The following is a 13,274-nucleotide window of genomic DNA, read 5'->3' as shown; positions in this document are numbered from 1 at the left end:
TCCCCCTATATCAATGTAAGCTGTTTTCTCAGTTGCTTATCATTCTTTTCTTGTGACACTGCATCATACGATGCCTTGAGCTTACCTAATGCATCATACAGTCTATCCCGATATTCTTCTTCTGAAAACATTTTCGATAACACTTCTGAAGTATTAGGATGTTTTCCGTTTTCTTCTTCCATCTTTTTAATAATAATCTGATACTGATACATTACAGCCAATACACTTTCGTAATCTCTCAGAAAATTGCTATAAAGCGCCGTAACATTGCCTTTGAAAATAAGTTCAAATTCCATTGCCATATTTCTAAGTTCTTCTCGTTTTTGCAAAAAATCCTTATGAAATGGCTGTTCCAAGGGATGCTCTATGGCTTCTGCTTGCCCCTCCATATATGTATTGTTTGTAAGCCATATAAAAACAACGTCATTTGCAAACTGAGGTTCTGTTTTCCTTTTCTCCGAAAGGAAAACGTAGTTTTCTTTGCAAAGGGAAATAATGCTATTTGCCATCATATATGCTTTCAAGCGGCGATCAAACAGTTGCTGTTTATTACTTAGTCGTATTTGGTGGACTGATACACATAACGCAATGACAGATGCAACAGATGTCATCACGGTACACCAAAAATTCCAATCTCTAAGCATAGATATTTCTCCCTTCTACAGATTTTAAACGAAAATTTAGCTGCTTAGCCTTTGAGCTTGTTGTATTGCTTTTTCCATGCCCGTGATGGCTTTTTGCAAATGCAATCTACTGAGGAAAAAGCGCAGATATTCAGCAATCCGTTATTTCCGCATATATCAGGATTATTGGCTCTGCAACCATAGGTTTGTAATTCGGTATCTTGTGGATGCAACGGTGCATTAAAAGGTATAGAGAGGACTTTTTTATTCATAATCCACCTCCGATATATCTATTTCTCCGCTCATAAGTTTCGGGAGTAAAGTATCTCTGGTTTCGGCAAGCTTTTTACTTTCGATTCGATTTGTGATAATTAAGTCATAAATAGGATGAAGTAAAGATCCGATTCGGTTGTAGTCTGCCTCGTTAGGGATAAGAACCTCTGCTTTTGAAAGTTCATCACGCTTGATGTGTCCCATCGTTGTTGCTTTATCAGCAGCCACAGCTATAAACCGTTCAAGATGGTGTTTTGTCCAAGCATAATAGAACCACTTGTCATACTCGCTTGATGTGACCTTGAACAAATGTTGGTTTAATCCGCAAGTACCACCACACCAAAAATCAACTAACAGACTGCCAGACCAAGAGAAAATGACATCGCCATCATGAATGATGTAATTTGTCTTTATGTTTGGGGAACACAGTTCGCAGGTAGCATCGCAACAACCTTGGCGCAGTTCTTTAATCTTCAGAACTGGGATGCCTACTTCATCGGCGGCAGGACGATATTTTTGCATAGCCAAACCATTTAGGTAATCTGCAATATCTATCAAACTGCCTCGTTTCCAGCCGTCGGGTAGTGATTCAAGAGATAAAAACTCATTTGCAAAGATAGCTTGCGCTTGCTGCTCTAAATTTTCGTTTATCTTCTGATTCTCTTCGATTTTGTCGTCGATTTTTGAAAGAATATCAGCGATTTTACGTTGTTCTTCAATTTCAGGGCAAACCACTTCTACTTCGCCAAGCAATTTTGTGTTAATAGAAGGCATCGTTGCACCTACGGCAATGCTACGAACAAATTCCTTTGTTGTATTCAGGCAAAAGAAATAGTATAGGAACAATGGATCTGCTTCTTCGCTTGGACGAACTCTAAGACAACGACCAGAAAACATCCAACCATCATGTTTTTGGTCAACAAACGAACATCTATCTACTGACCCAACACGGCTAAATACAATATCACCTTTCTTGAGAACATATTTACTCAATCTACTCTTATCGGCATCAGAAACCATGGGTAAATTCTGCTCAGAAAACACTCTGCTTCCCAAGTGTTCAACTGTCACAATAGGAGTTCCTACATCAACATAATCTTCTTTATGTAGTTGGCTTCCAAATGGGCCTGTTTGTATTTCAGCAATATCTCTAAGAAATCTCTTTTTCATGATTTACGCTCCTAACCTATGTATTTGCGGTGAGCAATCTTAACATTGCTCTGTTTGACCATTGCATACTGCAAGGTCGTATCTATTCGTTGATGCCCCAAGAGTCGTTGCAGCTGCTCCACGGGCATCCCTTTGTCAATCGCCATTGTAGCGAGGGTTCGTCTGAATTTGTGCGGATGTACTCTCGGAAGCGAAAGCCGCTTGCCAAGTTCACGCAGCCTTGATTCTACACCGCCAATCTGCAATCTTTCGTATGGTGCTTTCAGCAACACAAACAGGGCATTGTTGCTATCCGTTCTCTGTGCAAGGTAGTTCTGAAGGTGGATTTTGGTTCTGGCATCAAAGTAGACCATTCTTTCCTTGCTGCCTTTACCAAATACCACACACTCTCGCTCCTCAAAGTTGATGTCATCACGATTGAGAAGAACCAATTCGCCTACACGCATTCCGGTTGATGCCAGCATATCAATCAAAGCCAGATCACGCAGAGAATCACAATGGTCACGCATGGTTTCCAGTGCTTCATCCGTGTAGGTTTCTTTGATAGTCACAGCCGTTTTCACCTTATGAATCCTGCGTACCGGGCTTTTCAAGATGTAATCTTCATCTTCAAGCCAGGAAAAGAAACTGGATAGGATTCTGCGGATGTTGTCAATCGTAACCTTACTGGATTTTCGCTCTGTCTGATAGCCGGTCAAATAGGAACGCAGATCATTGGTCGTAATATGCGTGATCCCTTTTCCAATTTTCTCAGACATGGTTTCGATTGTCTTTCGGTAGTAGGAAAGCGACTTTTCGGAACATCCCTCAATTCGCTTTGCCGAAAGAAACGCATCGGTCAACCGTGTATTTTCTGCACTTGCATCCTCAGCTGTGCTATCAGCTCTTTGCCGAATCTCATATCCGGAAAGATTATGTTTCAGCACTCGCCGTAGCTGCTCTGCCTGTCCATTATCGAGATATGCCAGCATATCTCGTAGCACATCATTTACAAATTCATCATTCATAGTCTATTCTCCTTTTATGATTAGGGAATGACTACGGAGTGGCAATCCTCAGTATAAACTCCTGCCACTCGCAGAAGTTATGGGTTAGGTCGTAAACGAAAATTTAGCTGTTCTTTTGCAAACGGTATATCAAGAACGGTTTGGCGATGTTGATATAGCAGCCAAGCAGGGAGTCCTTTCAGATATTTGCTCATATTCCAAAGATAGAGTGGCTGTTTCTGAGCTGGATGTCACCACTTACTTCTCAACGGAGAATATGCTACCGAGGAAAGCTGGCTCTACTGACGCTACAAGCCTCCCAACAACGCCGCAGACTACTGCTTGCCACAAGGGTGATACTTTGATTTCTAACATTCGCCCTTACTTTAAGAAGATTGTCTACTGCGAGGACGAGTGTGGCTGCTCGACCGATGTTCTTTGCTTCATGCCTAATCAACCTCAATACTCAGCGTACCTATTCAGCACGCTATATGCCGACAAGTTCTTCGCATTTATGGTTGCTGGAGCCAAAGGAACAAAAATGCCTCGTGGAGATAAACAGCAGATTATGACATATCCCATTGCTTTGCCGTCAGAAGTAGCGTTAGTCGAGTTTAATACCATTGCATTACCACTGATTAAGCAGATCTATTCCAATAGAGCTGAGAATAAACGGCTTTCGTTACTGAGAGATACGCTTCTTCCCAAGTTGATGTCCGGCGAACTGGATGTATCTGACATCGAACTTTAAGCCGCTAAATTTTCGTTTATGCGGACATTTACTTCTATCTTTTCATCAATGTTAGATAGAATTTCTGCAATCTTTGATTGGGAGTCCATATCCGGTATATCAACTTCTATTCCAGCAAAGGTATCACGAGTAATTGTGTCGAATACAGACCCATGTGTATTCTTTTTTAATACATGAATATTATGCTTGATTAAGTAATATAAGAAATCTGCTGTCACAATTTCCTTTTTTGCTCTCAATCCATAACATGATTGATTAAACGCCATAGGGAACGGTATTGTTGCAATTTCTCCTACTGTTCCTCTGGCTGAAATAATAATATCGCCTGCTTGCAGAAGCTTGGTTGACGAATTATTCAAGCCAAGCTCTGTAATGTGTTTCTCTGTTTCATACACGAAACGAAAGTCATTATTAAAATCTTTTACCGACAGCCAAGGAATATCTCCATCCCAATATTCTGGCTTGGTCGTTTTAGGTGTACCACCACCGATTAAATCCATGATTTCTGACAACTTATATTTCATAACCAATCGCCCCCAGCTTCTTACGGATTTCGGCTTCGAGTTCATGGGACTTAGCAAACATATCAGAAAGTTCCGAAGTCAGGCGAGCCATTTTCTCGTCGAACGGTTCGCTATCTTCTTCCTGTTCTTCAATGCCAACATAGCGCCCAGGAGTCAGAATATAGTCCTGTTTTTCGATAGTCTGCAAATCGGCTACCGCACAGAATCCCTTCACATCTTCCAGGGTTCCGTTCTGGAATGCTTCAAAGGTGTCCGCCAGTTTCTGAATATCTTCATCCGTGAAGTCTCTGTGTTTGCGGTCAACCATGTAGCCCATCTTTCGAGCATCAATAAACAGCGTTTTGCCTTTCTGCTTTTTGTTTTTGCTAATGAACCAGAGCGTAACAGGAATCGTCACACTATAAAACAGCTGCGTAGGCAGGGCAACGATACCTTCCACCAGATCGGCATTGATGATATTCTTTCTAATCTCACCCTCGCCGGAGGACTGCGTAGACAGTGCGCCATTTGCAAGCACCAGACCAATCTTGCCGTTCGGTGCAAGGTGGTGGATCATGTGCTGAATCCATGCGTAGTTGGCATTACCGGCAGGCGGCGTTCCGTACTTCCAACGGACATCGTCCAGCAGTTTATCCTGTCCCCAGTTGGACAGATTGAAAGGCGGGTTTGCCATAATGAAATCTGCACGAAGATTGGCATGGAGGTCATTAAAGAACGTGTCAGCCTGATACGGGCCGAAGTCTGCATCAATGCCACGAATCGCCATATTCATCTTTGCCATCTTCCAGGTATCTGCATTGGATTCCTGACCATAAACGGAAATGCTCTGACGATTGCCGCTGTGTGCCTGGATGAACTTCACGCTCTGCACAAACATACCGCCAGAGCCACAGCACGGGTCGTACACCCGGCAGTTATTGAACGGCTTCAGGATTGCAACGATTGTCTTAACGATGCTGGACGGTGTATAGAACTCGCCGCCCTTCACACCTTCGTAGGCAGCAAACTGTGCGATGCAATACTCATAAGTTCTGCCCAGAAGGTCTTTGCCTTCCTCTGTATCAGACATATCCATATTGGTGAACAGATCGACGACATCGCCCAGAACTCGCTTGTCCAAATCCGGACTTGCGTAATTCTTCGGAAGCACATTTTTCAGAGATTTGTTTTCTGCTTCAATCTCTCGCATTGCTTCATCGAGAACGGTGCCGATTTCCGGAGTGTGAGCCGCAGCTGCAACGGTAGACCATCTTGCTTTCTCCGGAACGAAGAAAATATTCTCGCCCAAATACTCGTCACGATCTTCTTCAAAGCCTTCGCCCTCTGCAACAAGCTCGTTATATTTTCTTTCAAATGCGCTGGAAATGTAGCGAAGGAAAATCAGTCCGATGATTACCTTTCTATATTCAGCGGCAGGGATGTGTCCCCATAACACACAGGCAGCATCCCAAATTTGTTTTTCAAAGCCAATGTTGGCATTGTTCTTTTCAGCCATTGCCGATTCCTCCACTCTAACAGTTTATTGTAGTTATGCTTCTTCAGCTTATATTCTACCAAAGGGGCTATCCCATAAAACGGACATATTACTTTTCATCCGGAACTATTTCCATAATATCGTCAAAGGTGCAGCCCAGGACAGAACAGATTTTTACGAGCGTATCCGTAGTTACATTCTCACCTCGATGCATTTTGTTGATGGTATAGTTACTCAGATTTGCCTGTTCAGCCAAATCTTTTTTCTTCATATCTCGGTCAATCAATAGCTTCCATAGTCTCTTATAGCTGACAGCCATCATTTCACCATTCCTTTCTTCCAGATATTTCGTTCAAAAAGTACCTGCACTTATAATTATAGCACGCAAATAGGTAAACTCAACAAGAAAGTGAGCTATCACTACATTTTATTTTCTCATTTCAAAGAATTATCCGAATTTTTGAAGTGAAAGGACTTTTAGAGCTTAGAGGAACGGAATTTTGGGGTTTTACAAATTGGCAAGCAGTGTAAACCTGTACAGGTTCACTCATTTTCTCGATTTTCCCTTCGGTGCAATCTTCGCAAATTTGCTTGTTGGGGAAGCATCCCCAATCCCCTTTGATCGGTATCTACGATACCGGCTGCTCGTTCATTCTGAACGCTTTCCTGAGAAAGAAAAAACCTGGACTGCCATTTGGCATCCAGGTTAAAATCTTAATTCCATTTGGCTATTCTTTCTTCTCAATCCAGCCAATAAAGGTGCTGACCTTTTCGAGTTCTTCCTCATTCATGGTTCTCAGCTTCTCGCACAATTCACGATACGGGGTATTCGCATCGTCCAGCGGGGCGAAAAATTCTGCCGGTGTCATATCAAAATACGAGATGATATTGAACAGTTCCCTGAGAGACGGCAAGGCTGCTCCGCTGGTTATTCCACGAATGTATGAGCCACTCTTATCCAAATCCAAGCTCATTTTGTGTTCGGAAATATTCTTTGCTATTCTTAATTCTGTAATCCTGATACGAATAAATTCATCATACTGCGTGTTGGCCATTCCTGTCCCTCCTTCCTCAACTATTGTAGTATGAATCGGAAGGCGACGTTGGTAGCAGGAAAACGAATTTTTCTCTTTATCCTTTCTTGTATTGGTGATATAATTATCAATATCTTGACTTGATTGGTGATACCAGTACTAAGCATCTCCAAAGGAGAGATTTCTATGAATTTATTCGCTGTCAGTTTCTTTGGACACAGACAAGTTGATGATCCGTTTTTGATTGAGCGACAGTTGGAATCAATCATCCGTGAGCTGCTTCTTACCAAAGAATATATCGAATTCCTTGTTGGGCGAGACGGAGAATTTGATCAGCTTGTTTCGTCAACGGTTCGCAAATGCAAGCGAACCATCCGTGATGACAACAGTTCTCTCGTTCTTGTACTGCCATATATGACGGCGGAATACCGGAACAACGAGGAGTCTTTTCATGAGTATTATGATGAAATTGAAATATGTCTCGAATCCGCAGAAAAGCACTTCAAGTCCGCCCATCAAGTCAGAAATCGATCCATGGTTGACCGGTCGGATTTAGTTATTTTCTGCATAGAACACAATTCTGGCGGAGCTTATCAGACCATGCAATATGCAAAAAAGGCAGATGCAAAGATCATGAATCTGACAGATGTACCTCTTTGACTTCGCTTTATTTTTCTCGGAAAGGAAGAACATGAATAAAAAGAAACGAATAGCTATTCTTTTTGCCGTCATTCTTGTTGTGGCGGTTGGAATCATAATTGCGGTGACTTCACATCAGAAAAAGGAAATGGACTTCGATGAATTTGCTGACCGTTTTGAAAAAAGCGCTGAAGAAGTTCTTGGAGAAGATGTAAAGAAGGTCACCAAAACAGAACTCGCAGCCACACTGACTTACAGAGACCAAAACGACAAGGATAACAACATCTACTACCGTATCCTTAAAACCACATTTTACGAAGGAGACCCGGAAGAAACCACCGGATTACATACGGAGGCCGTGGGTGTGCTTTTCCCGGTTGACAGTATGGACAGCTGTGAGAAAATGATGATTCAGGACTGGCCGGGCGCTCTTTACAAGAAAGATGACACAGCATTTCTCTGTTGGACTTATTCTCCGGAAGTCACTTATGTTCTGGAATACACTCCAAGCAAAATTGATGATTCTGAGATTATCAAAATGGCAGAAAGTGCCGAACTTGTAGAATAAGCCAGAGCCAAAGGTTATACTCCATAACTGGTGCATAATCTTTGGCTTTTTCTCAAAGGAGTTCATATTTTTCTTGTTTTTGCAACAAGACAATCTTTTTTTCACCAAAATAGCCTGTTTTGCGGCTAACTTATTGAATATACAACGCCTGCGGAGTATAATAAACACAATATGATGAAAAGGAGGGCACATTTTGAAAGTTAGCTATAAGAAACTGTGGTATTTGTGTGTGGAACGAGAAATCGGAAAAGCCGAACTTCGCAAGCGGACTGGATTATCCTCTGCCACATTTACAAAACTAAGGCGAAATCAGGAGGTGAATCTTTCTGCACTTCTGAAGATTGCCGAGGTTATGAATTGTAATGCCGGGGATATGATGGATTTTGTACCCGACGATGCTGTTATAGAACAAGAAGAACCAGAAAAATGATCCTCTGTTATGGTTTGCTGAGACATACATCTGTCCACCACTTTTTATATAATGATTTCAAAAACAGGGGAATCCAGCAAACCGGGAATGGAGGTTTTTATGGAAAGCACAAAGCATGATAGGCTTTTGGAAATTTTTTTCAGGAGTCTTAGGGGAGAAGATTTATCTGTTCAAAGACTTGCTGAGGAATATAATGTCTCAACAAAAAGCATCAGTCGAGACATTAACGACTTGAAATCTTTTCTCGCAGATCACAGACAGTTGGTAGGAAACACAGAATTGGTTTACTCCAACCAAGAGAAATGCTACTGCTTATATATGGACGAGTTCCTTACCAATCAAGAACTCTTTGCTCTGCTCGAAGTGATGATTGGTGCAAGAGTATTCTCCAAGGAAGAACTATTGACCTTGACAAATAAACTCAAAGGGTTCACTACTGCGCAAGACCGTCCGATGCTAAATGATTTAATTCGCAAGGAATTATATCACTACACTGAGATCAAACACGATTGCGTTAGTGTCCAAAAAACACTCTGGAAACTTGCAAAATGCATTACAGAAAAAAGAGAGATTACCATCGAATATTATCGTGCAGATCGTGCATGGAAAACCCATCGCATTCGTCCTGCTTCAGTAATGTTTACAGATAACTTCTTCTATCTTATAGCATTTAACACAGAGGGCGCCCCGGATAAACCGCTGTACTTCCGTGTTGATAGAATAAAGTACATAACGGAGCATCGGAAAAATTTCACCATAGAGGACGCTCCAGAATTTGATGAAGGACTTCTCAGGCAACGTAGTTTATTTATGTGGCCAGGAAAGCTCAGAACCATTCAATTTGAATTTACCGGTTCTGCTATCCAAGCAATTCTTGACAAACTCCCTACTGCCAGAGTTATTGAAAGAAATGGCAGGACTTACACCATTGAAGCAGAGGTTTACGGAGATGGGATTAAAATGTGGCTTCTTAGCCAAGGTCGCCGTGTAAAGGTAACTGCTCCAAAAGATTTTGTCGAAGAAATGAGAACAGAAATACAGAAAATGCAAATGAACTATCAATAAAGTGACAGGGCAGAAAGGAATCATCCCCTATGGGGACGATCACAATATATTATGATGACCAAACACACGCCGTTTTTTATTTCATATCCAGCGATTACTCATCCGCTGGCAAATGAAAAGCCAGAGCTAAAACTAAAATACATCTGCTTGATCGAGCATTACAGAAAAAAGCTATGTCCGGATGACACCGAAGTTCTAATTCGTTTTGACCGTTTCAAAGCAGATTTTCTGGCAAATATATCCGAAAATAACTACGATATTAAATCTGCAATTAAGGAGATAACCAAAACACGCTTCACTCCATTTCGTTTTTTCTCCTATCGCTATGTTTTTTTGTTTGATTGTATCTACTTGTTGTCAATTGATGGATTTAATTATGCAACACAAATTTGTGATATGCTCAAAGGAAGCGTTCATCAACGGTATCACAAAAAGATGGACTACATTTTAGACAAAATGCTTTCAAATCCGTCTGAGCTGCAAGGCATCCAAATGATAACTGACGAGATGATAAAGAGCTTAATTGATGCACAGTCTTTTATCAGGACAACTGAAAAAAAAGTTGTTTTTACAGCTACTATGAGTGCAGGTAAATCCACATTGATTAACGCCTTAATCGGTCAGGAGCTTTCATTCACCAAAAAAGCCGCCTGCACAGCAACAGTTATGGACTTTTACTCATCGCCTGTTTATCATCCAAAGTACAATGTATTTGATGAACAAGGGGAAAAGCTGAATTTATCTGCTCCGCAGGTTCGTAAGACCTCCGAAGAAAGAAAGACACCTTTATCCGTTGCGGGTTATTTTAACTCTGAGGTAGGCAAATATAAAATACGATTGATTGACACCCCTGGAGTAAATTCATTTCTTAATCCTGCACATAAGCAGATAACAAGAGATGAATTGAGAAACAACGAACACGATGTGATTGTATATGTAATTCCCGTTGAAAACTACGGATCTGAAGGAGACTTTGCGCATCTGAGCTTCATACATAAAAATGTAAAATATGGGAAAATAATTTTTGCCGTGAACATGATGGACTCTTGTGATTTTGAAGATGACGACATCGAAGAAATAATATCCAATGTTTCGAGCCATTTGACCGATATAGGATATACCGATCCTATCGTATGCCCTATGTCTGCAAAAGCTGGATTATTATTTAAGCAGGCACTCTCTCATTCAAAACTTTCTCCTAATGAGATTACAGAGTTAAAAACATTCGTTCGGAAGTATGAAGATGAAGCCTATGATTTGAGTCCATACTTTTCTATTGAAACAACAGCCGATTTTTGTGATGAAGGTTTTCCGCTTGACGATCTTGACTATCATGAGCTACAAAAGCTATATGTGAGAACCGGACTTCCACAATTTGAAGCTACGATTATAAACGCAATTAAGGAGGAGTAACTATGCAGAATGTTACTATAATGCATAACCCTTATAAACTAACTTCTGCCATAAAAGTAAATGGCGAAGAACCAAAAAAAGATAGCAAGCTGATTCAATTCTTAAATCAGCGTTTCCAACTATGGGTTGACAAGATTCCTTCTCTCCTCGCAGATGAATATAATGACGATGAATTTGTTATTACTTTCTATGGCACAGAACTGGACTATCAAGACCTTTTGGCATCATCAAAAGCTGCCGAAAAAGATGGATTGACAATCACAATCAAAAAAATGCCTGCAAAAGAGTTTGGCGAAAAAGAAGCAGATATTCGTAAACTGTTTGAAAAAGTTCGCAAATTACCTTTTGACGAGCTTCAATCTCCAGCTGTAAGTGATGCTTTTAATAAGGCATTCAATGAAGAATTTGAAGTAAATGTTGTTGCTACCATGAGTGCAGGTAAATCCACACTTATCAATGCTTTGCTTGGAAAAAAACTGATGCCTTCCAAGCAAGGAGCGTGTACAGCAACCATCACAAAGATTAAAGACGATGATGACGATACATTCAAGGCTGTTGCGTATGACAGTGATAAAAATGAATTAGCGCATCATTCCGTTTTAGACTATAAAACTATGATTTCTCTGAATAAGAACCCGGATGTTAGTGAGGTTCATGTTTCGGGCAATATTCCATTCGTAACATCCGATGAGATTTCACTTATCCTGATAGATACACCGGGTCCTGATAATGCACGAGACAAAAATCACGGCTTAGTTACTGCAAAAGCTCTGGATCAGTCCTCGAAAATGTTAGTACTGTTTGTTATGAACGGCGGTAAGCTACACGATGAAGCTCAGGATGAATTTCTTAAAAGAATTGCACGCAGCATGAGTGTTGGTGGTAAGCAATCTCGTGAGAGATTTATGTTTGTAATCAATAAACTGGATGCCTACGACGAGGAAGATGATGACATCGCTGGGGAGACTATTCCAGATACAATTCGTTATCTTGAAGAAATGGGAATTGATAATCCTAACATTTTCCCTGCCGCAGCACATCCTGCTCTCTTAATTAGGCGTTATCAATCTACACAGGATGAAGCCGAAAAGCAAAAAATCATGCGTGAACTTGAACCGATTGCTCAGAAGCTGATTGACCAGGAGCAACTTCACCTGGAAAGGTATCCTACCTTGGTATATAGCTGCCAAACTCAAATTGATGCTGAATTGCAGGAAGCAATAGAAAACAACGATATTTTGGGACAAGCACTAATTCATACAGGCATACGAGGAATTGAAGAAACGATTCGTATGTATGTAACAAAATATTGTCGTCCAGCGAAAATCACTAATGTTGTAAACACATTCAAGCATGGGCTGGACAGTGCTGAAGCCTTTGAACAGACAAAGCGTGAAATTGCTTCTCGTGAAAAAGAGCAGGAAAAGTTACAAGGACAGATTGATCGTTTAGAGGAGAAACTGACCAGTAAGACCGAAAATGATGCGTTCAAGAAAAGAATTGCTTCTCTTGAGATCACAACGAAACTAAGTACAGATGTTGATCACCTGATCAAAGATGTTCAGACTACCCTTACTGATTTCTTTTCAAACTGCGCTAACGAAATGGAGGAAGACGATGCCCTTCAATTCATTAAGCGTTTTTCCAAACTCGCAGGTCAAAAACAGGATGAGTTCCAAGTTGCAGTTACAAGGCTTCTAAACGAAGATATTGAGGCAAAAAGCCGTCGCCTTTTAGACGAGTATATCAAGAAACTGGTTGCTTTGAGCGAAGAATTTAGTTCGGATGGATTATCCATTGATCTGACCTCTTTTGTAAAGGGAAATCTTGCCAAGCTTAACGCAGACAATGTTATGGATTCTTCTTTGGATAGCCGTACTGAAACACACACCGAATCTCGCTCTCGCACCGTCACAAAGAGAGCCCGTGGCTTGAAGCGTGTTTTGAATCCGTTGAGATGGTTCAACCCTGAATACGAAGAAACAGAATTCTACCCCGTTGAAGTTAAAGAAGAAATCACATTCATCAGTAAGAATAAGTTGTTTAACTCTATGGTGGGTCCGATTATCAACTCTCTCCATTTGGAAAGAGAGCGAATCCTGGACTACGCAAAAGAAGAAACTAATAGCATCAAAGAATACTTCTATGAACAGTTTGATGAAGTAGATAGCATTCTTGCAGCCAAAGCAAAAGAATTACGAGAAGCAACAAGTTCTAAGGAAGCATCTAAAAAGGCTCTTGAAGATGCTAATAAGCTGCTTGCTCGCCTTGAGGAAGTAAAAAACGAGCTTGAAGCAATTCTTGAAATATAAAGGAGGAGTTGA

At 41.0% G+C, this 13,274-nt stretch carries 15 protein-coding genes; 7 read left to right on the top strand and 8 right to left on the bottom strand.

The genetic code is table 11. The features are described 5' to 3' along the window. Positions 1-5 precede the first annotated feature (5 nt). From ACHZES_RS14825 to xerA, 4 genes are read right to left on the bottom strand one after another with little or no spacing between them, the layout of a single operon-like run. Positions 6-644 carry a hypothetical protein gene (locus tag ACHZES_RS14825; RefSeq protein WP_395547244.1) on the bottom strand — a complete coding sequence of 213 codons (639 nt, stop codon included), beginning with the start codon at positions 642-644 and terminating at the stop codon, positions 6-8. A 44-nt stretch (positions 645-688) separates the two neighbouring features. Next, entirely contained in the window at positions 689-895 is a 207-nt protein-coding gene (locus ACHZES_RS14820) for a hypothetical protein (protein ID WP_395547245.1), read from the bottom strand. Beyond that, positions 888-2,066, bottom strand: a complete 1,179-nt coding sequence (locus ACHZES_RS14815; protein ID WP_395547246.1) for a restriction endonuclease subunit S — start codon at positions 2,064-2,066, stop codon at positions 888-890. The genes ACHZES_RS14820 and ACHZES_RS14815 overlap by 8 nt, the downstream gene beginning before the upstream one ends. Positions 2,067-2,077: 11 nt before the next feature. Beyond that, entirely contained in the window at positions 2,078-3,073 is a 996-nt protein-coding gene (gene xerA / locus ACHZES_RS14810) for a site-specific tyrosine recombinase/integron integrase (protein ID WP_395547247.1), read from the bottom strand. Positions 3,074-3,188: 115 nt separating this feature from the next. Between xerA and ACHZES_RS14805 the strand changes: the two genes are divergently transcribed. Further along, positions 3,189-3,803 (top strand): restriction endonuclease subunit S, encoded by a 615-nt coding sequence (locus ACHZES_RS14805; protein ID WP_395547248.1) that lies wholly within the window; start codon positions 3,189-3,191, stop codon positions 3,801-3,803. Here the strand turns inward: ACHZES_RS14805 and ACHZES_RS14800 are convergent. From ACHZES_RS14800 to ACHZES_RS14785, 4 genes are all read right to left on the bottom strand, one after another. Further along, positions 3,800-4,327, bottom strand: a complete 528-nt coding sequence (locus ACHZES_RS14800; RefSeq protein ID WP_395547249.1) for a restriction endonuclease subunit S — start codon at positions 4,325-4,327, stop codon at positions 3,800-3,802. The two genes, ACHZES_RS14805 and ACHZES_RS14800, sit on opposite strands and share 4 nt — an antisense overlap. Further along, on the bottom strand, positions 4,317-5,822 hold the full coding sequence (locus ACHZES_RS14795; RefSeq protein ID WP_117417695.1) for a class I SAM-dependent DNA methyltransferase: 1,506 nt from the start codon (positions 5,820-5,822) through the stop codon (positions 4,317-4,319). Before ACHZES_RS14795 ends, ACHZES_RS14800 begins: the two co-directional genes overlap by 11 nt. Positions 5,823-5,910: 88 nt before the next feature. Continuing rightward, positions 5,911-6,120 (bottom strand): helix-turn-helix transcriptional regulator, encoded by a 210-nt coding sequence (locus ACHZES_RS14790; RefSeq protein ID WP_117417704.1) that lies wholly within the window; start codon positions 6,118-6,120, stop codon positions 5,911-5,913. A gap of 409 nt (positions 6,121-6,529) precedes the next feature. Continuing rightward, positions 6,530-6,856, bottom strand: a complete 327-nt coding sequence (locus ACHZES_RS14785; RefSeq protein ID WP_008982557.1) for a helix-turn-helix domain-containing protein — start codon at positions 6,854-6,856, stop codon at positions 6,530-6,532. Between the two features lie 165 nt (positions 6,857-7,021). On the opposite strand from ACHZES_RS14785, the gene ACHZES_RS14780 reads away from it, so the two are divergent. From ACHZES_RS14780 to ACHZES_RS14755, 6 genes are all read left to right on the top strand, one after another. Then, entirely contained in the window at positions 7,022-7,495 is a 474-nt protein-coding gene (locus tag ACHZES_RS14780; protein ID WP_395547250.1) for a hypothetical protein, read from the top strand. A 31-nt stretch (positions 7,496-7,526) separates the two neighbouring features. Then, on the top strand, positions 7,527-8,042 hold the full coding sequence (locus ACHZES_RS14775) for a DUF4367 domain-containing protein (RefSeq protein ID WP_395547251.1): 516 nt from the start codon (positions 7,527-7,529) through the stop codon (positions 8,040-8,042). Between the two features lie 193 nt (positions 8,043-8,235). After that, positions 8,236-8,472, top strand: a complete 237-nt coding sequence (locus ACHZES_RS14770) for a helix-turn-helix transcriptional regulator (RefSeq protein WP_276891309.1) — start codon at positions 8,236-8,238, stop codon at positions 8,470-8,472. A gap of 99 nt (positions 8,473-8,571) precedes the next feature. Next, entirely contained in the window at positions 8,572-9,537 is a 966-nt protein-coding gene (locus ACHZES_RS14765) for a helix-turn-helix transcriptional regulator (RefSeq protein ID WP_395547252.1), read from the top strand. 51 nt (positions 9,538-9,588) lie between these two features. Next, positions 9,589-10,950: a dynamin family protein gene (locus ACHZES_RS14760; protein WP_395547253.1), complete on the top strand. Its 1,362-nt coding sequence runs from the start codon at positions 9,589-9,591 to the stop codon at positions 10,948-10,950. A 2-nt stretch (positions 10,951-10,952) separates the two neighbouring features. After that, positions 10,953-13,262 (top strand): dynamin family protein, encoded by a 2,310-nt coding sequence (locus ACHZES_RS14755; RefSeq protein WP_395547255.1) that lies wholly within the window; start codon positions 10,953-10,955, stop codon positions 13,260-13,262. The last annotated feature ends 12 nt before the right edge of the window (positions 13,263-13,274 follow it).

The organism is Lacrimispora sanguinis (genome assembly GCF_044987295.1).
Taxonomy (GTDB): Bacteria; Bacillota; Clostridia; order Lachnospirales; family Lachnospiraceae; genus Lacrimispora; species Lacrimispora celerecrescens_B.
Note: the sequence above shows the minus strand (reverse complement) of the source record. Positions and strands in the feature narration are given on the sequence as shown.

Coding starts and splice junctions, on each gene's coding strand:
- ACHZES_RS14825 (WP_395547244.1), bottom strand. CDS start 644: ATGCTTAGAGATTGGAATTTTTGGTGTACCGTGATGACATCTGTTGCA.
- ACHZES_RS14820 (WP_395547245.1), bottom strand. CDS start 895: ATGAATAAAAAAGTCCTCTCTATACCTTTTAATGCACCGTTGCATCCA.
- ACHZES_RS14815 (WP_395547246.1), bottom strand. CDS start 2,066: ATGAAAAAGAGATTTCTTAGAGATATTGCTGAAATACAAACAGGCCCA.
- xerA (WP_395547247.1), bottom strand. CDS start 3,073: ATGAATGATGAATTTGTAAATGATGTGCTACGAGATATGCTGGCATAT.
- ACHZES_RS14800 (WP_395547249.1), bottom strand. CDS start 4,327: ATGAAATATAAGTTGTCAGAAATCATGGATTTAATCGGTGGTGGTACA.
- ACHZES_RS14795 (WP_117417695.1), bottom strand. CDS start 5,822: ATGGCTGAAAAGAACAATGCCAACATTGGCTTTGAAAAACAAATTTGG.
- ACHZES_RS14790 (WP_117417704.1), bottom strand. CDS start 6,120: ATGGCTGTCAGCTATAAGAGACTATGGAAGCTATTGATTGACCGAGAT.
- ACHZES_RS14785 (WP_008982557.1), bottom strand. CDS start 6,856: ATGGCCAACACGCAGTATGATGAATTTATTCGTATCAGGATTACAGAA.
- ACHZES_RS14780 (WP_395547250.1), top strand. CDS start 7,022: ATGAATTTATTCGCTGTCAGTTTCTTTGGACACAGACAAGTTGATGAT.
- ACHZES_RS14775 (WP_395547251.1), top strand. CDS start 7,527: ATGAATAAAAAGAAACGAATAGCTATTCTTTTTGCCGTCATTCTTGTT.
- ACHZES_RS14765 (WP_395547252.1), top strand. CDS start 8,572: ATGGAAAGCACAAAGCATGATAGGCTTTTGGAAATTTTTTTCAGGAGT.
- ACHZES_RS14760 (WP_395547253.1), top strand. CDS start 9,589: ATGATGACCAAACACACGCCGTTTTTTATTTCATATCCAGCGATTACT.
- ACHZES_RS14755 (WP_395547255.1), top strand. CDS start 10,953: ATGCAGAATGTTACTATAATGCATAACCCTTATAAACTAACTTCTGCC.